The following is a 25,164-nucleotide window of genomic DNA, read 5'->3' as shown; positions in this document are numbered from 1 at the left end:
TTAAGTAGGTTAGCGCCAAAGGCGCAACAAACAATGGCAGATGAATTGTTGGGCCTGCCGACTGAAGTACGTCACTTTTAATGTCTGTCATTCCCGCGCTAGGCGGGAATCTATTTATCAATTGGCGCAGTTCAGCATAGAAATGGATTCCCGCTACGCAGGAATGACAAAAAAATAGCTAGTAGATACTGTCTTTAAATGCAATGATAATTTTCATTATAAGGCAGTTTATTTTTAAGAACACCAAAAATTATATGTGTTAATTTTCGCATAACGGCACAGATAATGGTTTTTGGTGTTTTTCCCTTTAATTGTAAACGAGCTACAAACGAAGCAAGCCCTTTATTATATCGTTTGGCGACTAATGCAGCCATGTATAAAGATTTCCTCAATCTGGCATCCCCTAATTTTGAGATAGTAGTTTTACCGATAAAGGTTCCTGACTCACGCTGTTTTGGAGTAATACCCGTATAGGCTGCAAATTGCTTGGCAGTAGAAAAGGAATTGACATCTGGCATAAGGGCCAGAATATGATAGGCCGTTAAATTGCCAATGCCTTTTATACTGGTAATTAACTCCAATTTTTCTTTAAGTTGTGAATTACTAGCAATTAAGTCCGCAATTTGTTTTTCTACCTTCGCAATTTCTTTCTCAAGCTGCATAATAAGCTTGGTCAAAGCTTTCTTTGCAATACTTCCTTGAGTACTATGCCTTTGATTAGTGAGCTGAGTTAATTGACCTTTTAACATATCAAGAAGCTTGGTTAAGTCTTTAATTTCTTTCTGCTCAGGAGACGAAGCCTGATAGGGACGAGGCTCCATCCGTTTACAAAACTGTCGAATAACTTCCGAATCTACCCGGTCATTTTTATTCCGAATAAGTGACGCTTTGGCATAGTTTTTAATTTGAAATGGATTAACTACACTGACTCGGATGCCTTGCCCTATTAGAAAATCCGCGATTTTTGTGCTGTAATGCCCAGTTGCTTCCATACAAACCCAAGGGTTAATAGTGTATTCATGAAGCCATGTTAAAAACTCAATATATCCTTGCTCCTTATTAGCAAAAACTTTATGTTTGCTTTTCCCTTTATACTCAACGGATACGTCAAATTTATCTTTCGCAACATCAACACCTACACAATCGAACCCTGACATGCTAATCTCCTAATGCTTGTGAATACTTGGGGTTATTTATCATTGACCATGCTTGTGAATGCAGGCTTACTTGGTCGGTAGCCTAAGATACTGTACGGTCGATAGATAAGTGGGGAGAAGGTCCTACTCTACGCTCACAGGCTTTTTAAGCCTTGCCTGGTTTCAAGATCTCTCCTCCCATCCCAAGTGCCCTTGAGATTAAGCTTTTTTGCTTACTTTTTAAAGATACAAGCCTGGTTGACTAGCAACCAGGTTTTCGATGCCAATCAAATGCATAGAGCTATGATGAAGTCTTGATTTTGTTAGTTCGGGAAAGTATTGTTAGTAGTCATAGTTATGTAGATTTTTTTAATTACTTCCCATCGCTTCTGCGCTAAATTATACTTATAATTCTCAACAGCCGGTAATTTGGAAAGATCTTTACTGCCCATTCTTACATGCTCGTCAACCATGTCATCCAAAGATTCATTCTTGGCGTTAAGAAAAATATCATATAACAAAAGAAAAGTGCTCGAGCGGCCAGAACCTCCTCGGCAATGGAAATAAACCCAAGTTCCCTTAGGGATATTTTGTAAGAGACCCTTCAATCTTTTTATTTGCTTCTCACTGGGAAAAGAATGATCCGCTAAATAAAAACGATAATAAGGAATGCCTAAGCGTTTAGCCAAGGTTTTTTCCTCATCTGCTTTTTGTGGTTTGACCGTGAGAGGGCGGGTTTCAATAATGTGGCCTTGTTCTTTTTTTATAATTTGATGAAGAGTTATTTCTGATAAAGCCAATACATTTAATAAATTCTCTTCATCCTTCGCGATTGCCGCGGATGTTTTACCCTTATTCGCGTGGTTTTTAACTCCATACCAACTTACCGGTATGTCATTTATAAATCCATGGCTTTCTTGGCGCAAATCAATTATTACTATAGGGGCGTGAATTTTTTTAAGGATATTTTGCAGTTGAGTAGGGGAGAATTGACCACTGGCTATAGCTTTTAAGTTGTTTTTTTCTAAAATGCGAAAATGTTTCGGTAAGGAAGAATGTAGATCGGAATCTACTACTAACAAAGTCCTCGCGTCTACACTCGTCATATAAAATAGAAAAAGGATAGTACAAAGTTTTAACATTCAGGTAGATTTACTGCAAGTCCGCCCATGGATGTTTCTTTATAAATACTTTGCATATCGTGTCCTGTTTGTTTCATGGTTTTGATTACTTTATCAAGAGATATATAGTGTTCACCACTACCCATTAGAGCCATCCGTGAAGCGTTGACTGCTTTAACCGCACCCATGGCATTTCGCTCAATACAGGGGATTTGTACTAACCCCAAAACAGGATCACAAGTCATCCCTAAGTGATGTTCCATAGCGATTTCTGCAGCATTTTCAATTTGCTCAATCGTTCCTCCGAGAACAGCAGTAAGACCTGCTGCAGCCATTGATGAGGCAACGCCGACTTCGCCCTGACACCCTACTTCTGCCCCAGAGATTGAAGCGCCTTTTTTGTACAGAATTCCGATTGCTGCAGCGGTGAGGAAATAAATATAGGTGTCGTCATTACTAATTTTGTCATGTGCATGTTGCATATATTTATAGACAGCGGGAATAATGCCGGCAGCTCCATTGGTAGGTGCGGTTACAATTCGCCCACCCGCGGCATTTTCTTCATTCACTGCCATAGCATATAAATTTAAAAGATTCATAATGTCGGAGTGTTCGAACACACTGGGAATCCCTTTTTGCTCATTTAATTTTTTATATAAATCGGGGGCACGGCGTTTTAAGTGCAAACCGCCTGGTAAATTTCCTTCATGTTTACATCCATTTTCAATACACTCGCTCATTACTTTCGCAATATTCAAGATGCCTTCATGTATTTCTTGCGTGCTGCGCCAACTGCGCTCATTTGCCATCATAATGTCAGCAATGGTTTTATTTTGTTTTTTACACTGATCAAGTAATTCTTTAGCAGTGGCAAAGGGGCAGGGTAGAGGTTTTTCTATAGCAGCGTCTGTTTGATCAAATGCTTCTTCAGTAACAATGAACCCACCACCAATCGAATAATATATTTGACTAACTAATAGACGATTATTCTCATCAAAAGCGCTAAAACGCATCCCGTTGGAGTGTTTTGGGAGTAATTCTTTTTGATGAAACGGGAAATCCTGCTCTTCATGGAAAGCTATCAGTTTTTTAGAGCCTAAATTGAGTTGCTGAGATTGTAAAATTTCCTGCATACGGGGAACCATACTTTCAGGTACCACCGATTCAGGGGACTTTCCTTCCAAGCCATTAAGTATGGCTTTATCCGTACCGTGACCTTTGCCAGTTAGAGCGAGTGAACCATATAATTCTATTTTTACCCGGGAAGTTGCATCAAAAAGTTCTTTTTGCATCAAGAGAGTAAGAAATTCATTTGCCGCACACATGGGCCCAACGGTATGCGAGCTGGAAGGACCTATACCTATTGAAAATAAATCGAATAAACTGATATCCATGAAAATTTCTCAGCGAATTTTTTTTGAGGTGTATTCTAAAGATCTTAGCATAGATAGGAAGATTTTAGGATTGTGTTCTAGAATTTAAATAAGAAACTATAAATGATTTCTGGATTACGCCAAGGCTGTAATCCAGGATGGTATGATTTTGAACACAATTTCAACAAGGAGTGCTTTATGGCCCCGGATACAGTTCCTGAACCACCTAACGAGTTTCCTGAAAGGCCACCTCTGGAATCACCACCGCACCCTGAACCATTGGAACCTATATTACCAGATACTCCAGAACCAGAGCCTTCTGAACGACCTGAGCCGAATTATGAGTAATGTTTCAATTGAACTTCAAAATAACAACTGTAAGCATTGACATCACTTTTTGCATAGGTAATTTTTATTCAGATAAAGAATTTAAAAAATATCGAAAGAATTTACAATAAATATTTCTTCTGGTTCATCCACATCAAGAGCCATTAAGTAAAAAAATTTCGGAGAAGCCCCATTACTCGAGTCATGTAATAAATTTGCATTTATCATTTTAGATTTATTCTTAAGACATCAGTTGGATGGCCATCTAAATTATTTTCACTAATTATTTCTGCGTCTTCTGTTTGGTATAGGTGATTTAGGCTAGGTTTTAATGTCTCTAATAAAACCATTTTAGCTTCTTCCTCTTTAGAATGCCGCTTAATTTGCTTAACAATTTGACGACCCACTCCTAAACCACGAGCAAAAGGGTCTACATAAATAAACCATATTTCCTGAGTCCTTAGATTATTTCCCAGCCTTTTCTTATGAATTTTTCATCAAACTCTTTATTTTCCACTCGAAAGGCACCTACCATAACAGACCCATAAAAAGCCAAATGAACTCTATCCGCATTTTCAGCTAAATAATCTCTACGATCTTTAAGCGCTTGTTCTGGTGTTTTAGCTTTATCATGGATATAACCCCATTCATTAGTAAACCATAAGTTTACTTGGTTTAAACACTTATTAAATGAGATGAAATCTAGTTCGTTTAATCTAATAAATTTTACAGTGGGTTTGACTGAGCTAAAAAGATGCATATATAAATCACTCGACAAAATACTTTGATTATTATAACACATGGCTATGGGGAAATGGGGCAATTGAGGAAGTGGATGAGGTTTGATTTAAATCCTGACTATAATATAAGATATAGGATATACTATATTATATATGGTGGAGATTATTATGAGTAAAGTTCTTATTTCAATGCCTGATAAAATTGCTTCTAGAATGCGAGCTTCCATTCCACAAAAGCAACGCAGTAAAGTCATTGTTGAATTAATAGAGAAAGAAATAGAAAAACGTGAAAAAGCACTTTATGAATGTGCTGCCGCTGTTGAACAAGATCATGAGTTGAATCAGGAAATGAAAGATTGGGATGTGACTCTTCAAGATGGATTAAATAATGAATCGTGGTGATATTTATTGGATAGATCTTAACCCGACAACTGGTTCAGAAATCAATAAACAACGCCCGTGTGTATTGGTGGGTGCAACGCCAATAAATCAAGCGCGTCATACTGTGATTGTTGTTCCGCTCTCCACATCTGCAAAAGCCAGGCCTCCAATAACTATCTCAGTCTCTTGTCTTAATAAAAATGTAACCGCTATTTGTGATCAGATTCGAACAGTTGATAAAAGTAGATTAAAAGGTTTTATAGGTCCACTTTCTGATAAAGATTTAAATGCTCTGGATGAGGGTTTGCGACAAGTATTAAGTTTATGAGCAGAGTATGGTGAAAAGGTGTATTTGGTTTTTATCTGAACATAAAAATCAGATTAGAAGAATGAAACTTAATTGCCTCAAAATCTTAGCAGAGCAAATATAGGCGAGAGCTGATCCTTTAAAAAGGATCAGCAAAATGCCAGCCTAGGGCTTTGGACAACCCTTCAAGCATAATTTCCCCACGGATGCTATTGCCTTTAGGATTAACTCTGGGACTCAAAACCACAATGCCAGCTTTTCCAGGAACAACGGCCATGGTATAGCCGGAGACACCACTTTTTGCGGGCATTCCTGTGCGGACCATGTGTGTGCCGGTTTCATCATAAAGCCCACAAGTTGCCATAATGGATAAGGTGATTTTGCAGGTTTCTAAAGAGATGACTTGCTCACCCGTCATAGGGTTTTTACCATAATTAGCCAGCAGGGTAGGTAAATATAGCACTTGCTCTATGAGAGCCTCATAAGAGCACAAGGTAAAATAAAGATCTAACGTTTCGGAAACGTTAGTACCTAAATTTTTACGGCTATGAAGTAAATAAGCGAGAGAGCGGTTTCGGTCGCCGGTTCTTTTTTCGGAAGCGAAAACGGAAGGATTAATTCGCAAATGTTGATTAAAAAGTTTATATACCCAACTTTCTAACCATGCAAATTGATGTTCTCCTTTCCCCGGAATATGAGAGCATAACGTAATAGCTCCGGCATTGAGCATAGGATTGGAAGGCTTGGGACCGAATTGTTCTAAACGGGTTATTGAAGCAAAGTCGTCGCCAGAGGGTTCGACTTTAACCCATTCCAATACTTGCTCTGCACCAAACTCTTCTAATAATCCGATTAAAGGAATTAATTTAGAGGTGCTTTGTAAAGTAATAGGTATAAGCGGCGTATTGCTATACACCAAATGCTCTTGACCTAAGGGTGCAACAGCAATGGCGGTCATATCCTTATCCACATTCGCAAGCTCAGGTATATAATTAGCCACATGACCTTCGTGATTTATTTCGGCTTTCTTAACTAGCTCTTCCAATAACTGCACGGTTATATTTTTTTTCGGTGTTTCACTATGTAAAGAGGGTGACACTTTTTTAGGCTTCATAAAATTCTAACTATTAAATAATTGGGTATTATGCTTAATTTAGCACAAAGGAACAAATGTAAATTTCTCAGGGCTTACGTAAAACGTCGATCGCTTTGTTAAAAATTTATTTTAATTCAGTCACTTAGGTAATCTACACTCCCTCATTAAAATCAATTTTTTCCCTGACCTCGAGGTTTTGCGTAAGTCATTTTTCTAAAAGAGTGGGTAAATACCCGTATCAGGGGCCGGAAGGCTGAAATTCAGGTGGTTCGGAGCTCAAAATGTTGGTTTGGTCACTGCAATAGGTTTAATAGGGCTTTGCCTATATCGGGTTCTCGCATGAGACTTTCGCCTATTAGAAATTTACTTATTCCTGAATGGTAAAGGTTTAAAATGTCTTGTCTTGAGTTTATGCCGCTTTCACTAATAACAATTTTATCGTTGGGTATGTGTTGTTTTAATTCTAAACTGAGATTTAGATCGGTTTTAAATGTATGTAAATTACGATTATTGATTCCAATTAATGGAGTGGGAAGGGCAACCGCTAACTCTACTTCTTGCTGATCGTGGGTTTCAACTAGTACGGCCATTCCTAATTCTTGTGCTAATTGGCAATAATCTTCTAATTGGTGCTTATCTAAAATTGCTGCAATAAGCAGTATGCAATCGGCGCCTAAATGCCGGCTTTCATAAATTTGGTAGGGATCAATAATAAAATCTTTGCGTAAAACAGGTAAATCACAGGCACTTTTAGCGATAGCAAGATTTCCTGGGTGGCCTTGGAAAAATTGTATATCTGTTAATACAGAAAGACAGCTTGCTCCATTTTGAGCATAAGTTTGCGCGATACGGGTTACGTCAAAATCTTCACGAATAATACCTTTACTAGGAGAGGCTTTTTTTATTTCAGTAATAATAGCTACCTTTTCGGTGCGTAAGGGTTCTATGAAATCCTTTAAAGGTCTATTAAGCACTAACGAAGAAAGAGGGGCATTTTTTTTTGCTTCTGCAACTTCTTGTTGTTTAATTTCTGTAATGCGAGAAAGAATACTATTCATTTAACACTCGTTGGAAAAATCACGCAAAGTCTGAAAACGATTAAAAGCTTCACCACCATCAAGAGCTTTTTGGGCAAGCAGGAAAGCTTCTTCAAAACTATGGGTATTAAAACAATAAATCGCCAGGGCGCTATTTAGCAACACTATATCACGTGCTGCTCCTTTTTCACCATTGAGCACTGCTTTTGCTATATTTAAACTTTGGGTAGGAGATTCTACGATAATTTCTTCTAGGGAGGTATGCATACAATCATAGTCTCTAGGGTCAAGCGTCCATTGATTCACTTCACCATTATTCAATTCATAAATAGATGTTTTGTCGGCTATGCTAATTTCGTCTAGGCCATCATGAGAATGAATAACACAGGCCCGTTCACTGCCTAAATGGCCGAGAACTTTTGCAATAGGTTCTTGCCATTTAGAAGAGAATACGCCAATAACTTGCTTTCTAGCTTGAGCAGGGTTAACTAATGGTCCCAATAAATTAAAGAAAGTGCGAACTCCAAGTTCCTGGCGGGCTTTTTTAGCAAAGCGCATGGCAGGATGAAATTGTGGTGCAAATAAAAAAGTAATGCCACAATAATTAATACACTGCTTTAACTGGTCATCTGTCAAATCTAATTTAAAACCTGCTTGTAATAGAAAATCAGCGCTTCCACTGCGACTAGATACCGACAGATTGCCGTGTTTCGCGACTTTTGCGCCACTAGCGGCAACTACAAAACTACTAATAGTAGAAACGTTAAAAGTATTTTTACCATCACCACCTGTACCCACAATGTCAATAAGAGAGGGGCCTAAATCCACACAACGCGCATTGGCTTTCATTACTTTTGCTGCTGCGGCTAGCTCCTCAACTGATTCCCCCTTCATACGCATTAAAGCTAAAAACGCCCCGATTTGTACGTCGGTTAATTTTCCCTCCATACAGGACTGCATCACTGTACTCATTTCGACAGAAGTTAAATTATTTTTAGTGAGTAGTTTTTCAAACACTTCTTTCATATTGATAACTTAAAAAATGCGATAACACGTCCATCCCATGTTCCGTTAATATAGCTTCGGGATGAAATTGTAGCCCAAATACAGGCAGGCTTCGATGGGATATTGCCATAATTGTTTCTTTGGACCAGGCATCAACGCGCAAATCAGGAGGGAGGCTCTGCGGTTCTATGGCTAAAGAATGATAACGGGTTACTTGAAAATGTTGCGGAAGCGTGTGAAATAACCCTTGGTTATTATGCTCTATAGCAGAGGTTTTCCCATGCATGATTTCCTTTGCCGAAACAATGCTGGCGCCAAAAGCTTGGGCAATGGCTTGATGACCCAGGCAAATGCCAAGAATGGGAATTTTTTTATAAAAATGGGTAATTGCAGCTAAAGAAATACCAGCATCATCAGGAGCATTAGGGCCTGGTGAAATAACTAAAGAGTTGGGATTCAAGCTTTCGATTTGCTCAATAGTAATTTGGTCATTTAGATGCACTACTACTTCTTGCTGCAAACAACGAAAATATTGCACGAGGTTGTATGTAAAGGAGTCATAATTATCAATGATTAAAATCATCTATCTATTTAGAGTGTGAACTCTTCTCCTAAATAAACTGCACGTACTTGCTGATTGTTAAGGATTTCTGTAGGAGTACCTTCACAAAGGATTTTTCCCTGGCTAACAATATAGCCACGTTCACAAATATCTAAAGTTTCGCGTACGTTGTGATCAGTAATTAAAACCCCAATATTTTTCTTACATAAATGAGAAATAATATTTTTTATGTCTAATACTGAAATGGGGTCCACTCCCGCAAAAGGCTCGTCTAATAATATAAAAGCAGGTTCAATCGCTAAAGCCCTCGCAATTTCAACCCGCCGGCGCTCTCCCCCTGATAAACTCATGCCCAAATTGCTGTAGAGATGGGTAAGATTGAATTCTTGCAAGAGTTGGTCAAGTCGTTGTTTACGCTGTGTTTTATTCAAATCTTTACGAAGCTCCAGGATGGCCATTATATTGTCAGCCACAGATAATTTTCGAAAGATAGAGGCTTCTTGTGGAAGATATCCAATGCCCAGTCGCGCTCTTTGGTGCATGGCCGTTTTGGTAATATCCTTGTGATTAAAGAGGATTTGGCCCTCGTCGCAAGACTGCAAACCTACAATCATGTAAAAACAGGTAGTTTTGCCCGCGCCATTGGGACCTAGTAAACCGATACATTCGCCTTGGTTTATTTTAATACTGACACCGTTTACTACTGTACGGGTTTTAAAAGATTTTTTTAAATTAAGTGCTACTAATTCATTCATGCTTTTTTCTCAGGATGAAAAATGATTACTGTTCTTTTTTTTCCATCGCTCTCGGTTACAACGTGTTCATGCTCCGTATCATAGATTATTTTAGGGGCAGAAAAAGAATCGGTTCCTTGCTCAACCCGGGCATTGCCTATCAATTCGATAATATGGCGCTCAGGAAAGTATGTTATTTTATCAGCATAAGCATGTAATGGGGGTTTATCTGGTGCGGTTAACGCCCAGTAATGAGCTTGCTCTTTTTTACTTCCCTTGGCAATTGCTTTTATTAATTCGTTTTTTTCATTTGCTTTGGTGATGGCCTCTGCAGCCCGAAGGTGGCTAGAACCTTGGTCAAATTCAACATTCCCTATGTATTTACCATTGTGAGTTTGTTGATTTAAATCGGCAGAATCTGCCCGTAGGTTAATTACTTCATTTTTATCTTCAGGTAAAGCAAAGCAATTACCGCTTAGTAATACTATTATTATTACAAAAAAACAATTAACCTTGTTTTGGAACATAAGTTGCTCGGGCTTCGCTTAATAACTGTATGTGTTTTTCTTCCAAATATGCTTTCATACCTTTTGATTCAACGATGTTCCCCATTTGCTCAAAGAACACTTTGGCATGTGTCCACGCAAGTTTGGTTTTTGGTTGATAAAATAATAATTCGGTTTTTAGGGTACTCTCTGCTGTCTGTTCTGCGCTCTTTTGGTGAATAATGACATCCTTTTCAAAAGTTATTAATTGACCGCCCTCTTTTGAAATGGCCTGTTTTGATTGTACTTCCCAGGCGGGTTTATTAATTTGATTTATTTTAATAAAAGGGGCTGCCAGTAAATGTGTGTTTTCATTTGGAATATGATCCATTTGGGGGGTTTGCAACAAACTGGCGAGTTTTCCCTCCGCATTAAACTGCTTTACTGTTAGATGAGTAGCCGTAGAATCGATAGTATTTGCTAAGGTTTGATTATCTAACGTAATTTGTATGGGAGAGCTGGCAAAATACCAGCCTGAGCAAGCAAGCGCTATTAGTGCGATGAAAATCCAAACTGCTTGTTTGCTGCCGGCGTTCATTGGCTAAAATATCCTGTTAATGCTAAATCCCATTTGTTTTGGGCGTTTAATATAAAATCACAAACTTCCCGAACGGCACCACGGCCGCCTTGTTGTTCTGTGTGCCAAACGGCAAACTCTTTCACTTGATAAACCGCATTTGCCACCGCAATACCTAAACCTACTTGCTGAATAATAGGTAGATCAGGCAGATCATCACCCACATAAGCTATTTCTTCATTTGCAAATCCTAATTTTGCTTTGATTTTGGCAAAAGCTTCTTGCTTATCTACTTGGCCTTTAAAATAATTTTCAATCCCTAATTGCTGCATACGATGCTCAATGACGGCGTTTTTGGAAGTGGTAATGACAGCTACTTCTATCCCTGCAGCCATCAAAAGCTTTAGGCCCATGCCATCTAGCACGTGAAAAGCTTTTAATTCATTACCAAAATTATCAATAAACAAAAGTCCGTCGGTTAAAACGCCGTCTACATCACAAATTAAACATTTAATTTTTTTTGCTTTTTCAATCAACTCTTTCATGGTTTTCCTAGGTTAAATGACCCCGGCTCGTAGTAGATCATGTAAATGCAAGACCCCTTGCGGGAAATTATTTTCATCAATAACGATAAGGGAAGTAATGCAATGTTGCTGCATTAAGCTTAATGCTTCTACAGCCAATAAACCAAAAGAAATAGTGCGACTATTACGTGTCATTACTTCTTTAATTTGCGTGTTATTAATGTCAAGTTCACGGTTGAGCGTTCTTCTTACGTCCCCATCCGTATAAATACCAACCAAATGGCCTTTTTCATTGGTAACGCATGTCATACCTAATTTTTTTGCGGTTACTTCAATGAGTGCTTCACGGATAGTAGCATTTTCACTAACAACAGGTATTTCTTCCCCTTTATGAGCCAGATCATCTACTTTTAATAATAAACGTTTGCCCAGGTTACCTGCAGGGTGAGTGAGAGCAAAGTCATCGGCGCTAAAACCTTTTGCTTGTAATAAGCCAATCGCTAAAGCATCGCCCATGACCAGCGATACAGTAGTGCTCGTAGTTGGTGCAAGGCCTAAAGGGCATGCTTCCTGGCGAATACTCAGGTCAAGATTAACATCAGCTGCTTTGGCTAAAGGCGACGCGGGGTTGCCGGTTAGACTGATTAAAGGAATTTGCATCCTTTTTAACATGGGCAGCAATATTAATAATTCTTGCGTAGTTCCTGAATTGGAAATGGCAAGCACTGCGTCCTGGTTTGTAATCATACCCAAATCCCCGTGGCTTGCTTCCCCGGGGTGCATAAAGAAAGCAGGGCTACCTGTACTTGCGAAAGTGGAAGCAATCTTAGCTCCAATATGTCCAGATTTCCCCATACCGGTTACAACTATTCGCCCTTTGCAAGCCAATAAAAGCCTGCAAGCTTGATCAAAGCGCTGATCAATACGCTGCGTTAATTCAAAAACAGCTTGTGCTTCGGTTTCAATAACAGCAAGACCTAGTTCGCAAAAGTTCATAGGTTATGTAAGTTGAATAAATTTTGCAGATATTAACATAGTATGGGGTGTAGGGTCTAACTATCAAATCAAATGGGGATTGATATCGAATGCTTAAGAGCGACCTTTTGAAAGGTTTGTTGGGTCTTTGCGCCCGCCTGCATAAAAACAAATAACCACCAAATTGACAACGCAAATGCGGCCTCGAGGGGGACAAGAGAAGTAGCCATGACTAATAGCAATTTAGCGTTTCTTGAGTATAATATTGTCTAAATAATTCCGGAATTAAAAGTATGGCTGACAATTTGGTGGAAATCACCAAGCTTTCCTTTGCTCACCAAGATCGATTGATTTTTAATGAAATTGATATTGCAGTAAAACGGGGAAAGATTACTGCTATTATGGGACCTAGTGGTAGCGGCAAAACCACGCTTTTACGATTAATTGGAGCATTATTAACCCCCAATGCGGGCGAGATACGCGTAGATGGGGAAAATATTCACACACTTTCGCGTAAAGCACTCTATGAGGCTCGGCGTAAAATGGGGCTTCTTTTTCAAAATAGTGCTTTATTCACTAACCTGTCTGTTTTTGACAATGTCGCTTTCCCTTTGCGTGAACACACTTCTTTAAGTGAAGCCTTACTTAGAGATATTGTACTTATGAAGTTGGAAGCGGTGGGATTAAGAGGGGCTGCAGATTTAATGCCTGCCCAGTTATCGGGGGGTATGGCTAGAAGAGTGGCATTGGCTAGAAGTATTGTGCTTGATCCCGCTCTTATGATGTATGATGAGCCTTTTACTGGGCAAGATCCCATTTCTTTAGGTGTATTAGTTAAATTAATTAAACGGTTAAATCAATTACTCGAAATCACCAGTATTGTGGTCTCGCATGATGTAAACGAAACCACGTCTATTGCCGACTACATTTATTTAATTGCTGGTGGGAAAGTAATAGGGCAGGGAACGCCTGAAGAACTAATTCACTCTGATAATCCACTCGTAAAACAATTTATGCATGGAGAGGCTGATGGTGTAGTTCCTTTCCATTACCCCGCCCGTTCTTATCAAGAGGAGTTATTAGATGCTTGAGGCAATCGCCAAATTAGGACTGCGTGGCTTAAATTCTTTACAAGGAATTGGAAATTCTGGTGTTTTTTTACTAAAAGTATTGTTAAGAAAACCGGATTTTCGCCGCTTATGGCCAGATTTTCGTTCACAGCTATACTATGTGGGCGTTTTATCCTGTTTAATTATTGTCGTGTCCGCACTTTTTATAGGAATGGTAGTAGGCCTTCAAGGCTTTAATACGCTTAATAAATTTGGTGCCACCACGCAATTAGGTCAGCTACTTGCACTCAGTGTTTCTCGCGAATTGGGGCCTGTAATCAGCGCATTACTATTTGCTGGCAGAGCCGGTTCGGCACTTACCGCTGAAATTGGCCTTATGAAGGCAACGGAGCAACTGGATAGTATGGATATGATGGGTGTCGATCCACTAGGTCGTATCATTTTTCCCCGTTTTTTAGCGGGTATCGTTGCTTTGCCTCTGCTCGCTTTAATTTTTTCCGCTGTTGCTGTTTTCGGAGGATATTTTATTGGAGTAGAGTGGTTAGGAATTGATGGAGGGAGTTTTTGGTCAAACATGCAAGCTTCCGTTGATTTTCGCATGGATGTTTTAAGCGGCATCATAAAAAGTGTTGTTTTTGCATTTTTAGTCTTATGGATTGCTGTTTTCCAAGGTTTTTCATGCAAACCCACCTCGGAAGGCATCAGCCAGGCTACGACTAAAACGGTGGTTTATTCTTCCTTGGCAGTTTTAGGATTTGATTTTCTTTTGACAGCAGTAATGATTGGAGATTGGTAATGAAAAAGCAGCGTTATATAGATATTAGCGTTGGAATGTTTATGCTGCTAGGCTTACTGGCTTTATCAGTTATGGTTTTTAAAGTAAGTGGTTTCTCTGATTTTTCTTCTACGAAAAACAGTTATTCAGTTACGGCGGAGTTTACTGATATAGGAGGGCTAAAGGTACGGGCTCCTGTTACGGTTGCTGGAGTTAAAATTGGCGAAGTAACGAATATTGAATTGCAACCGGGAAGCCTTAATGCCAAGGTAACTATGGCCTTGCGTCCTGATAAGCCCATTCCCTATGAAGATGCTAGTGCTCGCATTCTAACCCAAGGTTTGTTAGGTTCTAATTATATTAGTATTGTCCCGGGTTTTGATGATGACGATGAAGGAAGTAAAGCGCATCCTTATTTGCGTAGCGGGGATGTTATTGCCAAGACCCAGGAAGCAGTGATTCTTGAAAATTTAATTGGTCAACTCTTATTTAATATTAATAAAAAATCATAATTGCAGAAAAGGTGCATCTATATGAAAACATTAAAAACGTTATTACTCACTTTGGCGCTAGGGGTATCAACCATTCTTTGTGCGCAAGATTCTCCGGTCCCTATGCTGGAAAATGTTGCCAATCAAATTATTAATACCTTAAATCAGAACAAGGGAAATTTAAAAAATAACCACGCGATTATTCACCAAGCCGTTACCCGGTATTTATTACCCGTAGTTGACGTAACCGGTATGTCGCGTTCTGTTTTAGGAAGACAAGCATGGAACCAGGCTACCAGTGCTCAAAAGAAAGAATTTACACAAGAATTTACCAAACTGGTTATACGAACGTATTCGACTCCCTTGGCGGAGTATTCTGATGAAAAAGTAAAATTTCTTCCTTTACGTGGTGCAACCAATGGGAAGTTTATTCGAGTAAATAGCGTAATTAGCCGCAGCAACGGTCAAAATATTCCTTTAAGCTATAGCCTGGTTTCTAAGAATGGCCAATGGAAAATTTATGATTTAAGCGTTGAAGGGGTCAGCTTGTTACAAAGTTTCCGATCGCAATTTGGTCAAATCCTGCAAAATTCAAGCATGGACGAGCTGATTAATCAAATGCGTAAAAAGGCTGCATAATGGAAATTCAATTTACCCCTGCTGCTGAGTTAACGTTTGATACGGTACAGCAGGACGCGGTCCGTTTGCAAAAATTGGCCAGGGCGCAGGATAATGCCACCATTTTTTGTAATTTAACCAATGTTAATCATTGTGATAGTGCGGGTCTTGCTTTTTTAATTGAAGCAAAACGCATCTGTAAAACTTTCAAAAAAGATTTACGAATTGAAGGCGCTTCTGCTGCTATTCATGCTTTAGCAGAATTTTGTGGTGTGGGGTGGATTTTAGAATCGCCAGTAAAGGCTGTTGAGATAAAAAATGATAAGCAATGAAGAAATAGAACAAAAATTGTTAGCCCTTGAAAATGTGGATTATGTCAAAGTGAAAGGGGACGGTTACCATTTTCAATTAGTCATTGTTTCTGACGTCTTTAACGGAAAGTCGAAAGTAGCCAGGCAACAATGGGTCTATTCACAATTAAAAGATGATATTATCGGGGGTAGCTTGCATGCTATTTCAATGCAAACACTGACCAATGAAGAATGGGAGAAGCAACATGGATAAATTAATCATCAATGGCGGGAAGCCCCTTCAAGGTGATGTAACTATCTCAGGTGCAAAAAATTCAGCGTTACCTATTATGGCAGCCACCATCCTCGCCAGCGATAATGTCACTGTTGCCAATGTCCCTCATCTTCGTGATATTACCACGATGATGGAGCTATTAGGCCAGCTAGGGGCTCAATTAGTTCTTGATGAAAAAATGAATGTCCAGGTAGACGCAAGCCATATTAATGATTTTACTGCTCCTTATGAATTAGTAAAAACCATGCGTGCTTCGATATTGGTTTTAGGTCCGCTTCTTTCTCGTTTTGGGCAAGCAGACGTTTCCTTGCCGGGTGGCTGTGCGATTGGTACCCGTCCCGTCGATTTGCACTTAAAAGCATTTAAAGCGATGGGGGCTGACATTTCTGTAAAAAATGGGTTTATCAAAGCACGTTGTAAAAATGGCCGTTTACAAGGAAAAACCCTGGTGTTTGATACTGTCACTGTAGGTGGAACAGAAAACGTATTAATGGCTGCTTGTTTAGCTGAAGGTAAAACAGTAATTAAAAACGCTGCTCGTGAACCAGAGGTAGTTGACCTGGCTAATTTTTTGATTCAAATGGGTGCAAAAATCCATGGTGCGGGAACCCATACCATTGAAATCGAAGGCGTGGATTCTTTGGGCGGGGGTTCGTATTCAGTAATGCCCGATCGTATTGAAGCAGGCACTTATTTGACTTCTGGGGCTGTGACCCGAGGCAATGTAACCGTGCGTAAAGTAAAGCCAGATAACTTGTTATCGATGCTTTGTAAATTTGAAGAAGCTGGAGCGGCCATCACTATTGGCGAAGATTGGGTAAATTTAAATATGCATGGGGAAAGACCAAGTGCCGTAAACATTTCTACAGCACCTTATCCAGGGTTTCCAACGGATATGCAAGCGCAATTTATGGTATTAAATACTGTTGCCCAAGGCTCGGCATCTATTGTAGAAACTATTTTTGAAAACCGTTTTATGCATGTGCAAGAGCTACAACGAATGGGAGCGCAAATTCGTTTACATGGAAATACCGCCATGGTTAATGGAATTGAGAAACTGACAGGAGCGCCGGTTATGGCCACTGATCTACGTGCTTCTGCAAGCTTGATCCTGGCTGGATTGGTGGCTGAGGGAGAGACGCGAGTAGAGCGGATTTATCATGTCGATAGGGGATATGAGCGTATTGAAGAAAAGTTTTCTATTTTGGGCGCTGATATTAAACGGTGTTCTGGAAGGTGATTAAAAGAGAGGACTTAAATCATTATCTGCAAGACTATTTAAGTTGTGACTTATTTTCTGATTACGCACCGAATGGTTTGCAGATTGAAGGCAAAGAAAATATTGAGCATATTTGTACAGCGGTAACTGCATCGGCAGATGTAATTCAGTCCGCAGTAGCTTTACAGGCAGATGCTTTATTGGTTCACCATGGATATTTTTGGCGTGGTGAGAACCCGGTCATTACAGGCATAAAAAAGAATCGTATTAGTCAGCTTTTAAATAATAATATTAATTTATTTGCTTACCACTTGCCTCTGGATTGTCATCTTGATGTAGGGAATAACGCTTGTCTTGCTGAACTTTTTGAAGTGGAAGCGATCAATAAATATTCAGTAGGAAAAACTAAAAATTTGCTTTGGGCGGGGGAACTGATTAAGTCGATGACCCCGGATGAATTTTCCTTTTTTTTACAAGAAAAATTAAAAAGACAACCTTTACATATTCCTGTTAGTAAAGAAAAAATTTCCACAATTGCATGGTGCTCGGGAGGGGCGCAGGATTTTATAAAAGATGCTGCCGCTTTAGGTGTCGACGCTTATATCAGTGGTGAGATTTCTGAAAGAACCTACTATGAAGCAATTGAAATGGATATTCATTATTACGCGTGTGGTCATTATGCCACAGAGCGCTATGGAATTCAGGCTTTAGGACATCATCTGGGTGCTAAATTTGAATTACGACATAATTTTATAGAAAGCGAAAATCCGGTTTAAGTGGAATGGATTCAATAAAAAAATTCTATTTATTGTTGCGAGTGTCACATTGGACAAAAGCAATTTTTGTTCTCCTGGGAGTTATTTATTCTAATCAATCTTTTTTTTGGCCGCGGGCTATAGTCGCTGCCCTGGCATTTAATTTAATTGCCAGTGCTGTATATATTTATAATGATTTAAAAGACATTGCTGAAGATCAGTTACATCCCCGTAAAAATAAACGTCCCTTAGCAAGCGGTTTAGTTTCCATTCCTTTTGCCGTAGGAAGTTTTTTCTTTCTTTTAATCGTAGGAATGGGCCTGGCATTTTTAGTTTCATTTAAAATGGTAGGTATATTGGCAATCTATTTACTTATAAATTTTGCTTATAACTATTTTCTTAGAAATGTGCCGGTTCTAGATGTTTTGTGTATAGCGAGCGGTTTTATGTTGCGTATTCTTGCGGGCACCATTGGCATCGGCTTGCCCATTACCTGGTGGTTGACACTTACCGCTACTTTATTAAGCTTATTTATTGCTTTAAGCAAACGACGTTTAGAATTACAGCTTTTGAAAGTCAATGAAAGGCGAGCTGTGTTAAAAAAATACCATCCGCGTCTTTTAAATTTTCTGTTATTTAGCACTGGCTATTTATGTTTATTTGGGTACGTATTTTATATTTACTTTGTTCGTAATTGGTCTTTTTATTTTATATTGACTATCCCATTCGCAGCTTTTGGTTTGTACCGTTTTACCAAACTGACAAGCAAAGATCGCAAAAAAGATGATCCCATTGCCTTGTTTTTTTCGGATTATTTATCGGTATTTAATTTTATTTGTTTCTTTGTTCTTACTTTCCTGGCCCTTATTCAATGATAAAAGACAGGCTAACTTTTAAAAAAATTAGTATCGCCGCGTTCTTATGCTTTCTGTTTATATACTTGTTTGTTTTACAACTTATCGCTATATGGCCGTTTACCGTTGATGATATGTATATTCCTTTGCGGTATGCCCGTAATTGGAGTGAAGGTTATGGATTGGTTTGGAATATAAACGAGCCACCGGTGGAAGGCTACACAAGTTTTATATTTTTAGCATTAGGTAAGTTTGCCATTCAGATGGGATTAAACCCTGTTTTTGTCTTAAAAATAGCGGGAGCTGTTGGACTTTTCATTACGTTTATTGGAATTTATCTTATTTCACGTCTGTGGTTTACCCCGCTCATAGCCCTTATCCCGTCTTTTTGGATGTTGTTTTATAAAGGGCAAATTATTTGGAGCGTTAGTGGGTTTGAAACGACGGTGTATCAGTCGATTTTTTGTTTTAGTGTTTATTTTATTTTAAAAGGTCTCGGGCATTTGGCTTATCCGCAGAAAAGAGGGCCTTTAGTAAAAGTTTATTGGATTATGGCCGGCATTTTACTCGGCCTAGGCGCTATGACTAGACCAGAAATGCCTGGTTTTGTAGCGTTATTCCTTGTTTTGATGTGGATGGACAAGCCACGCACAGCACCTGTTTTTTACCGTAATTTACTGTATTTTATTGCTAGCTTTATTTTTATATTTGCTCCTTATTTTATTTGGAGATGGACTTATTTCGGTCATTTATTCCCTAACTCCGTATCCTGTAAAGGGTTATCAAGTTTTACTGAGTTGTCCCTTGATAAGGACTATCTGATTTTAATCTACCCTTTATTTCTATTAATTTTCCCCGCGATAGTGCAAGAAATCAAAAACCACAGCCGAAAGCATTATTTTCTTTGGATACCAAGTGTTGTTTACGGTGTTTTATTAATAGGTGCCGATCCAATAGTCGCTTTCTATACGCGACTTTTTCTACCTGTATACATATTGCTGCTACCTTTAGTATTACTCGGAATTCGTTTTTATTTTCGCCGCTATTTGGCAAGTTATGAAAAAACTTCTTTTATCTGGTTGGCCAGTGTTCTGCTAGCTTTATTTTTTATTCCTGGCATGAAACTAAATGAATACCGATTTTTTACTATAGATCCGCAAAAAGGGGAAAATCTTCGCTTACAAGTTGTGGATTGGTTAAATAATAATGTAGAGAAAAACGCAACGGTAGTTCTTGGAGATACAGGTTTAATCCCCTATAAAAGCTCTCTAAAAATTATTGATTCCTACTGTTTAAATAACCTCACGATGGGAATGGATAGATCGGCTCAAAGAATAGAAAATTTCTGTAAAAAAACGCTGAAAGAATCGCCCCAGATTATTATTTTAACGTCACTACGTGAAAAACAGACCACTTATGCCCCTGCAGATGCGTGTATACAACCGTTTTTATTAAAAGATGATAAGTACCAACTTGTGAAAACTTTTAGTACCCATGAAGGTAGCGGATACACTTATGAAGTATTCAAACGCATGAAGTAGACTAACTACTTTTATAGGTTGGTGCCAAAGGGTAGCAAAGTAAAAATAGCGCTGGTTGGGCCTGTCGGCTCAACCAGCGTAGGCAAGAATTACACTTAAAACAGGCATTAAGTCCAAGCGCTATCTTAAGGAATTTCTAACTGGAGTTCTTTATGCATTTCATCGGCGTGGGCGTCGCTTATGAGGGTGCTTAGTTTTTCGGCCAATTCAGTGGCATGGGGATCAAATTGTTGAACCTCCGGGCCAAAATTTCTAAAGTTAACTTTACCGGTATTTACGTCATAAACTGCTCCTACCATCCCGATTTCGTCATTTTCGGTCATTTCACGAAGAATGGTACTTTTTTTGTAAATATCGTGTAGGGTATGACCTACATTTAATTTAATAACTTTATTTACAAAAGGGGTATTTTGGCTATTGCGATTTACCTCGGTTTCTTTTTCTGCGGCGATTGCAGGTTTTATTTTCGCTAACAATTGCGTAATGTGGCCTTTTTCTACATCATCACAAGCTGCTTGAATAGCTCCGCAGTGCGTATGCCCCAAAACAACAATGAGTTTTGCACCTACTACACTACAAGCGTATTCAATACTAGCTAATACATCATCATTTACCACATTACCGCCGACACGTACGCAGAATAAATCGCCGAAAGTCATGTCAAAGATAGTTTCTACAGGAACGCGGGAATCAATACATGCGAGCACTACAGCAATAGGGTGTTGCGTGGAAGCTGTATGTTTAATATCAATTTTTAAGCTGCGGTGAATACGTCTATCTTTAAGAAATCGATGGTTTCCTTCACGTAAAATATTCAAAACCCGGGAGGGTTGGAGATTAGCTTGCACGTCATAAGTGGTAACGGTAATAAAATCAATATAATTGTGAATATTATAATAATCTTTAAAACCCATAAGGTTTAAAGAAATTTGCTTAAGAGGCGCCTGTTCACTTTGAAACTCTTTAATAAGTTCTACTATTTCTTTGTCAATAAAATCTGAATAACGTGCGTCGATAATTAATTGCGAATTCTTGGGGATAGAGTCTAATTCGGCAACCAATGAAGCTTTATTTAAAAAGGTAGTTTGCTGAGGCAGAATCAAACGATTAGTTATTCCATTGGGGTATATTTCTTTAATAATATCAATGCGCACTTGACTATGTGCTTTGAAAATAAAAAATAAGCTAACGATTAATCCGATAAGAATGCCGACCAATAAGTTTAAAGCAACAATACTGATTAATGTAGCAATAAAAGGAATAAACCTGTCCCAACCTTGTTTGTAAATTTGGGTATAAATTGCTGGCTTGGTTAATTTGTAACCAGTATAAATTAAAATAGCTGCTAAAGAGCACAATGGAATGCGATTAAGCATGTCTGGTAATAACATTACCGCTAATAAGATAAATATGCCATGCAATATAGTAGACATTTTTGTTTTAGAACCCGCCTGGATATTAACCGAAGTTCTTACTACTACGGAGGTTACGGGAATCCCGCCAATTAGCCCCGCTACCATATTACCGATCCCTTGCGCAAATAGTTCCCTGTCTTTGGAAGTGTAACGTCTTTTACGATCCAGCTTTTCCCCTGCTTTAACGTTTAATAAGGTTTCCAAAGAAGCAACAATTGCGATAACCAGGGCGTAAAAATATACTTTAGGATTAGACCAGGCTGACCAATTAGGTAATTGCATTTGGGCAAAGAAATCGATCATGCGTTCTTGTTTGGGGATATTTACTAATTGGGGGCTATGCTGGGCTAGATACGAATCATAGAATAAAAATAATTCATTCAATAAGATACCAAGTATTACTACCACTATGGGACCAGGAATAGCTTTTAACCATGTAATCCGTGTTTTATCAAAAAAGATTAATAATGCAAATGAGGTTAACGAAATGAGCACAGCACCACTATTAATATGGAAAGAAAGCTCATATAAAGGTTTTAAACTAAAGCCCTCGGTTGTGTCTAATAAGTGGCCTTTAAGCTCAGTTAAATCAGAGGAAAGGGTAAATGCCAAAGGAAGTTGTTTAAGTATTAATAATATACCGATTGCACATAATAACCCTTGGATAACGTTGGAAGGAATATAATCAGCAATAAATCCAGCACGTAATGTGCCCATAAGGATTTGCAGTAAGCCGGCTATGGCAACGGCCAGAAGAAAAATTTGAAAATCACCGAGCTGTGTAATAGCACCTAAAACAACAGCAGCCATTCCTGCGGCGGGGCCACTTACACTTACTTGTGAGCCACTAAGAGAGCCAATAATTATGCCGCCGATTATTCCACTTAAAATACCCGAGAAAAGAGGGGCACCAGAGGCTAAGGCAATACCTAAACACAGAGGGATGGCGACTAGGAAAACTACTATAGCGGCAATAAAATCAAATTTAAAACTTCGCTTTCTATAAACGCGTAGTTTACGCAAATTTGTGAGTATGGATTCGGTCATTGTTCTAAGCTACTTGTTAAACACCACGACATCTTAACGTATTGTAAAGAATTTGTTAAGAAGCTAATGCTATTTTTTAACAAAAAATGTGCATATTTTGATGGTTTTGTCCGCGCAGCGACCGTAAAGAAGCGGAAATAGGGTTTATCCGCGCGAAAATTGTAAAGAAGCAGGATTGATAGTTGGTAGTGCGCTTATCAAAAAATTCCTACTTCTTGACTGTCTGCATCTAGAGAGTTTTCTACTCCATCACAGTCCGCATCTAAAAAGATTTCCGCTCCCTTACGATCGTGGCTCGGTAGCTCATTCTCTAAGGTTCTAAATGGCCAAAAATTTTGATCCATTAATTGACTTGGTTTAATGCTTTGCAGGGCATGTAGTATGTTACTCGGCACCTTAGGGTTTTCTTCTGCCAGCATATCAATCCATTTACCTACTTTTTTTCGGGCTAAATTTTCTTGTGAACCGCATAAGTTGCAAGGAATAATGGGGAAATTCAATTCTTTGGCATAATCGATAATGTCTTTTTCTTGTACATAACACATAGGACGAATAACTATATGTTTTTTATTGTCACTTAATAATTTTGGAGGCATTGAACGTATGTCGCCATTATATAAAATGGACATCATTAAAGTACGAATAAGATCGTCACGGTGGTGCCCCAGTGCAATTTTGGTAAACCCCTGTTCTTCTGCATAGCGATAAATAATACCCCTACGTAAACGTGAACACAGCGAACAATACGTTTTCCCTTCGGGAACTTTTTCTTTGACAATGGAGTAGGTATCGCGGGTTAAAACGATATGAGGGATTTTCCTTTCTTCTAACCACGCTTTTAATTGCTGGTCATTCCATCCCGGCTGGGCCTGGTCGAGTGTAAAGGAAAATAATTCAAATTTATTATTGGAGCGTTTACGCAATAAATTTAATAAGGTTAAAAGGGTGAAGGAATCTTTACCGCCGGATAAACAAACCATTACCCGATCGCCTTTTTGGATCATATTAAAATCAGCAATCGCTTTACCTGTATAATGTAAAAGCTTTTTTTCAATAGTTGAAAAAGACTCCATAACCACTCTACCTACCAACAAATAAAAAAGGGAAATTATAGCATAACTTTATTATACCAAAGTAGGTTGGTGCCGAAGGCCCAACAAGAATCCTCAAAAGGAATGTTGGGCCTTCGGCACCAACCTACATAATATGTACTTTTAATCAAACCCGGCATTTTGTTATCATGCCTGAAATTAAAAAAAAGGTTATGTATGTCATTGCGAAAGAAAATTGCCCAAATGCTGATTATGGGATTCCCCGGGTATGAATTAAGAGAAGATCAGCCTGTATTCAATTGGCTTAAAGAAGGCATTGGTGGTGTTTTACTTTTTGATAAAGATTTACAAACAAATACATTGGGTAAAAATATAAAAGATATAGAGCAAATAAAAGTACTTACTCGTGATTTACGTGAAGCTGCGGATTCGGTCTTGCCTCTTTTCATTGCTATTGATTACGAGGGGGGGAAGGTGGATCGATTAGCGAGAGTAGCGGGATGTCCACCCACAATAAAACCCTCGGAGCAAGCTTTACTTTCTGAAGAAGATTTATTTACAGAGGCCAGAAAAATGGCTGCCACCATAAAAGCGTTGGGTTTTAATTTAAACTTTACCCCGGTTGTAGACTTAAACCTTAACGAGCAAGAAGGAATTATTGGATCGATGGGGCGAAGCTTTTCCGCCGATCCTAAAAAAGTCGATCGTTGCTCGCAAATTGTGGTGCAGGCTTTTAAAGAAGAAGGCATTGCCACGTCATACAAGCATTTTCCCGGGCATGGCAGTGCAACAGGGGATACCCATGAAGGTTTTGTCGATGTGACAACTACATACAATGAATTGGAAATAGAACCTTACTATGCACTTGCGCAATCAGATGCTCCAACTATGGTTATGACGGCACATGTAATAAATAAAAAATTAGACAGTTCGGGTTTGCCAGCGACTTTATCTAAAACCATACTGACCGATTTATTACGTGAAAAAATAGGGTTTGAAGGGGTAATAATAAGCGACGATTTACAAATGCATGCAATTAGCCAACATTACTCTTTAGAAGAGAGTTTAGCGCTAACTATTAATGCGGGCGCTAACATGCTTATTTTTGGCAACCAGTTAGGGCAGAACTCAGCAATTGAAATAATCAACACGATTGAGTCCTTGGTTGCGCGTGGGATTATTTCACAAGATAAAATTGACGATTCGTATTCTCGTATTTCGCAACTAAAATCTTTTCTACCAAAAATAAAGCATCGGGAAAGCGAAAGAGTCCTTGGTATTTAGTTGCCGTTGTGTTAAAATATGCTCGTTTAGTATAAATTTAATTCATTTGGTGATTATGAAAATTTTAATGAACGCACA

The 25,164-nt window shown here is 38.8% G+C and carries 30 protein-coding genes; 14 read left to right on the top strand and 16 right to left on the bottom strand.

Annotated elements, in window-relative coordinates:
- Positions 1 to 194: 194 nt before the first annotated feature.
- The 3 genes from EL206_RS03695 to EL206_RS03685 form a co-directional block, all read right to left on the bottom strand.
- Positions 195 to 1,157 carry an IS110 family RNA-guided transposase gene (locus EL206_RS03695; protein ID WP_058461450.1) on the bottom strand — a complete coding sequence of 321 codons (963 nt, stop codon included), beginning with the start codon at positions 1,155 to 1,157 and terminating at the stop codon, positions 195 to 197.
- Positions 1,158 to 1,459: 302 nt separating this feature from the next.
- Complete coding sequence (locus EL206_RS03690; protein WP_162261866.1) at positions 1,460 to 2,242, bottom strand: protein-tyrosine phosphatase family protein; 783 nt, start codon at positions 2,240 to 2,242, stop codon at positions 1,460 to 1,462.
- A 29-nt stretch (positions 2,243 to 2,271) separates the two neighbouring features.
- The gene (locus EL206_RS03685; RefSeq protein WP_058461452.1) at positions 2,272 to 3,651 is read right to left on the bottom strand and encodes an L-serine ammonia-lyase; all 1,380 of its coding nucleotides are present in this window, start codon (positions 3,649 to 3,651) and stop codon (positions 2,272 to 2,274) included.
- Between the two features lie 177 nt (positions 3,652 to 3,828).
- Here EL206_RS03685 and EL206_RS09955 point away from each other — a divergent pair, with 177 nt between their 5' ends.
- Positions 3,829 to 3,978 carry a hypothetical protein gene (locus EL206_RS09955; RefSeq protein WP_165476678.1) on the top strand — a complete coding sequence of 50 codons (150 nt, stop codon included), beginning with the start codon at positions 3,829 to 3,831 and terminating at the stop codon, positions 3,976 to 3,978.
- A gap of 203 nt (positions 3,979 to 4,181) precedes the next feature.
- Here EL206_RS09955 and EL206_RS03680 read toward each other — a convergent pair whose 3' ends face one another.
- Together EL206_RS03680 and EL206_RS03675 are read right to left on the bottom strand one after the other, a co-directional pair.
- On the bottom strand, positions 4,182 to 4,397 hold the full coding sequence (locus tag EL206_RS03680) for a GNAT family N-acetyltransferase (protein WP_267885273.1): 216 nt from the start codon (positions 4,395 to 4,397) through the stop codon (positions 4,182 to 4,184).
- Positions 4,398 to 4,417: 20 nt separating this feature from the next.
- On the bottom strand, positions 4,418 to 4,717 hold the full coding sequence (locus tag EL206_RS03675) for a hypothetical protein (RefSeq protein WP_058461454.1): 300 nt from the start codon (positions 4,715 to 4,717) through the stop codon (positions 4,418 to 4,420).
- 148 nt (positions 4,718 to 4,865) lie between these two features.
- On the opposite strand from EL206_RS03675, the gene EL206_RS03670 reads away from it, so the two are divergent.
- Positions 4,866 to 5,099, top strand: coding sequence for a hypothetical protein (locus tag EL206_RS03670; protein WP_058461455.1), 234 nt, complete (start codon positions 4,866 to 4,868; stop codon positions 5,097 to 5,099).
- The gene (locus EL206_RS03665) at positions 5,086 to 5,406 is read left to right on the top strand and encodes a type II toxin-antitoxin system PemK/MazF family toxin (protein ID WP_058461456.1); all 321 of its coding nucleotides are present in this window, start codon (positions 5,086 to 5,088) and stop codon (positions 5,404 to 5,406) included. Before EL206_RS03670 ends, EL206_RS03665 begins: the two co-directional genes overlap by 14 nt.
- 118 nt (positions 5,407 to 5,524) lie before the next feature.
- Here the strand turns inward: EL206_RS03665 and glsA are convergent, their stop codons facing one another.
- From glsA to EL206_RS03620, 9 genes are all read right to left on the bottom strand, one after another.
- Positions 5,525 to 6,499: a glutaminase A gene (glsA, locus tag EL206_RS03660; RefSeq protein WP_058461457.1), complete on the bottom strand. Its 975-nt coding sequence runs from the start codon at positions 6,497 to 6,499 to the stop codon at positions 5,525 to 5,527.
- 275 nt (positions 6,500 to 6,774) lie between these two features.
- Positions 6,775 to 7,539 carry an indole-3-glycerol phosphate synthase TrpC gene (trpC, locus tag EL206_RS03655; RefSeq protein ID WP_058461458.1) on the bottom strand — a complete coding sequence of 255 codons (765 nt, stop codon included), beginning with the start codon at positions 7,537 to 7,539 and terminating at the stop codon, positions 6,775 to 6,777.
- Positions 7,540 to 8,544, bottom strand: a complete 1,005-nt coding sequence (trpD, locus tag EL206_RS03650) for an anthranilate phosphoribosyltransferase (RefSeq protein WP_058461459.1) — start codon at positions 8,542 to 8,544, stop codon at positions 7,540 to 7,542. It abuts the gene before it with no gap.
- Positions 8,528 to 9,106 carry an anthranilate synthase component II gene (locus EL206_RS03645; protein ID WP_058461460.1) on the bottom strand — a complete coding sequence of 193 codons (579 nt, stop codon included), beginning with the start codon at positions 9,104 to 9,106 and terminating at the stop codon, positions 8,528 to 8,530. Before EL206_RS03645 ends, trpD begins: the two co-directional genes overlap by 17 nt.
- A gap of 8 nt (positions 9,107 to 9,114) precedes the next feature.
- Positions 9,115 to 9,840 (bottom strand): LPS export ABC transporter ATP-binding protein, encoded by a 726-nt coding sequence (gene lptB / locus EL206_RS03640; RefSeq protein ID WP_058461461.1) that lies wholly within the window; start codon positions 9,838 to 9,840, stop codon positions 9,115 to 9,117.
- Positions 9,837 to 10,346 carry a lipopolysaccharide transport periplasmic protein LptA gene (gene lptA, locus EL206_RS03635; RefSeq protein WP_058461462.1) on the bottom strand — a complete coding sequence of 170 codons (510 nt, stop codon included), beginning with the start codon at positions 10,344 to 10,346 and terminating at the stop codon, positions 9,837 to 9,839. The genes lptB and lptA overlap by 4 nt, the downstream gene beginning before the upstream one ends.
- Entirely contained in the window at positions 10,327 to 10,902 is a 576-nt protein-coding gene (gene lptC, locus EL206_RS03630) for an LPS export ABC transporter periplasmic protein LptC (protein ID WP_058461463.1), read from the bottom strand. The genes lptA and lptC overlap by 20 nt, the downstream gene beginning before the upstream one ends.
- Positions 10,899 to 11,426 carry a KdsC family phosphatase gene (locus EL206_RS03625; RefSeq protein ID WP_058461464.1) on the bottom strand — a complete coding sequence of 176 codons (528 nt, stop codon included), beginning with the start codon at positions 11,424 to 11,426 and terminating at the stop codon, positions 10,899 to 10,901. The genes lptC and EL206_RS03625 overlap by 4 nt, the downstream gene beginning before the upstream one ends.
- A 12-nt stretch (positions 11,427 to 11,438) precedes the next feature.
- Complete coding sequence (locus tag EL206_RS03620; protein ID WP_058461465.1) at positions 11,439 to 12,401, bottom strand: KpsF/GutQ family sugar-phosphate isomerase; 963 nt, start codon at positions 12,399 to 12,401, stop codon at positions 11,439 to 11,441.
- Between the two features lie 272 nt (positions 12,402 to 12,673).
- On the opposite strand from EL206_RS03620, the gene EL206_RS03615 reads away from it, so the two are divergent.
- From EL206_RS03615 to EL206_RS03570, 10 genes are all read left to right on the top strand, one after another.
- Entirely contained in the window at positions 12,674 to 13,471 is a 798-nt protein-coding gene (locus EL206_RS03615; RefSeq protein ID WP_058461466.1) for an ATP-binding cassette domain-containing protein, read from the top strand.
- Positions 13,464 to 14,246: a lipid asymmetry maintenance ABC transporter permease subunit MlaE gene (mlaE, locus tag EL206_RS03610; RefSeq protein ID WP_058461467.1), complete on the top strand. Its 783-nt coding sequence runs from the start codon at positions 13,464 to 13,466 to the stop codon at positions 14,244 to 14,246. The genes EL206_RS03615 and mlaE overlap by 8 nt, the downstream gene beginning before the upstream one ends.
- A complete protein-coding gene (mlaD, locus tag EL206_RS03605; protein ID WP_058461468.1) occupies positions 14,246 to 14,737 on the top strand; it encodes an outer membrane lipid asymmetry maintenance protein MlaD in 492 nt (163 codons plus the stop codon). Before mlaE ends, mlaD begins: the two co-directional genes overlap by 1 nt.
- A gap of 21 nt (positions 14,738 to 14,758) precedes the next feature.
- Positions 14,759 to 15,355: an MlaC/ttg2D family ABC transporter substrate-binding protein gene (locus EL206_RS03600; protein WP_058461469.1), complete on the top strand. Its 597-nt coding sequence runs from the start codon at positions 14,759 to 14,761 to the stop codon at positions 15,353 to 15,355.
- Positions 15,355 to 15,666 carry an STAS domain-containing protein gene (locus tag EL206_RS03595; RefSeq protein WP_058461470.1) on the top strand — a complete coding sequence of 104 codons (312 nt, stop codon included), beginning with the start codon at positions 15,355 to 15,357 and terminating at the stop codon, positions 15,664 to 15,666. Before EL206_RS03600 ends, EL206_RS03595 begins: the two co-directional genes overlap by 1 nt.
- Positions 15,653 to 15,898, top strand: coding sequence for a BolA family protein (locus tag EL206_RS03590; protein ID WP_058461471.1), 246 nt, complete (start codon positions 15,653 to 15,655; stop codon positions 15,896 to 15,898). Before EL206_RS03595 ends, EL206_RS03590 begins: the two co-directional genes overlap by 14 nt.
- Positions 15,891 to 17,159, top strand: a complete 1,269-nt coding sequence (gene murA / locus EL206_RS03585; RefSeq protein ID WP_058461472.1) for a UDP-N-acetylglucosamine 1-carboxyvinyltransferase — start codon at positions 15,891 to 15,893, stop codon at positions 17,157 to 17,159. The genes EL206_RS03590 and murA overlap by 8 nt, the downstream gene beginning before the upstream one ends.
- Complete coding sequence (locus EL206_RS03580; protein WP_084758817.1) at positions 17,156 to 17,914, top strand: Nif3-like dinuclear metal center hexameric protein; 759 nt, start codon at positions 17,156 to 17,158, stop codon at positions 17,912 to 17,914. The genes murA and EL206_RS03580 overlap by 4 nt, the downstream gene beginning before the upstream one ends.
- A gap of 5 nt (positions 17,915 to 17,919) precedes the next feature.
- Positions 17,920 to 18,768 carry a decaprenyl-phosphate phosphoribosyltransferase gene (locus EL206_RS03575; protein WP_058461473.1) on the top strand — a complete coding sequence of 283 codons (849 nt, stop codon included), beginning with the start codon at positions 17,920 to 17,922 and terminating at the stop codon, positions 18,766 to 18,768.
- Between the two features lie 65 nt (positions 18,769 to 18,833).
- Complete coding sequence (locus EL206_RS03570; RefSeq protein WP_232048513.1) at positions 18,834 to 20,288, top strand: glycosyltransferase family 39 protein; 1,455 nt, start codon at positions 18,834 to 18,836, stop codon at positions 20,286 to 20,288.
- A gap of 125 nt (positions 20,289 to 20,413) precedes the next feature.
- On the opposite strand, the gene EL206_RS03565 is transcribed toward EL206_RS03570, so the two are convergent.
- Positions 20,414 to 22,750, bottom strand: a complete 2,337-nt coding sequence (locus EL206_RS03565) for a bifunctional SulP family inorganic anion transporter/carbonic anhydrase (RefSeq protein ID WP_058461475.1) — start codon at positions 22,748 to 22,750, stop codon at positions 20,414 to 20,416.
- Between the two features lie 197 nt (positions 22,751 to 22,947).
- Positions 22,948 to 23,823 (bottom strand): tRNA 2-thiocytidine(32) synthetase TtcA, encoded by an 876-nt coding sequence (ttcA, locus tag EL206_RS03560; RefSeq protein WP_058461476.1) that lies wholly within the window; start codon positions 23,821 to 23,823, stop codon positions 22,948 to 22,950.
- A 195-nt stretch (positions 23,824 to 24,018) separates the two neighbouring features.
- Here ttcA and EL206_RS03555 point away from each other — a divergent pair, with 195 nt between their 5' ends.
- Positions 24,019 to 25,086 carry a glycoside hydrolase family 3 protein gene (locus tag EL206_RS03555; protein ID WP_058461477.1) on the top strand — a complete coding sequence of 356 codons (1,068 nt, stop codon included), beginning with the start codon at positions 24,019 to 24,021 and terminating at the stop codon, positions 25,084 to 25,086.
- The last annotated feature ends 78 nt before the right edge of the window (positions 25,087 to 25,164 follow it).

Origin of the sequence: Legionella adelaidensis (assembly GCF_900637865.1) — a bacterium.
Classification (GTDB): domain Bacteria; phylum Pseudomonadota; class Gammaproteobacteria; order Legionellales; family Legionellaceae; genus Legionella_A; species Legionella_A adelaidensis.
The sequence above is the reverse complement of the archived record's forward strand: the minus strand, read 5'-3'. Positions and strand labels throughout refer to the sequence as shown.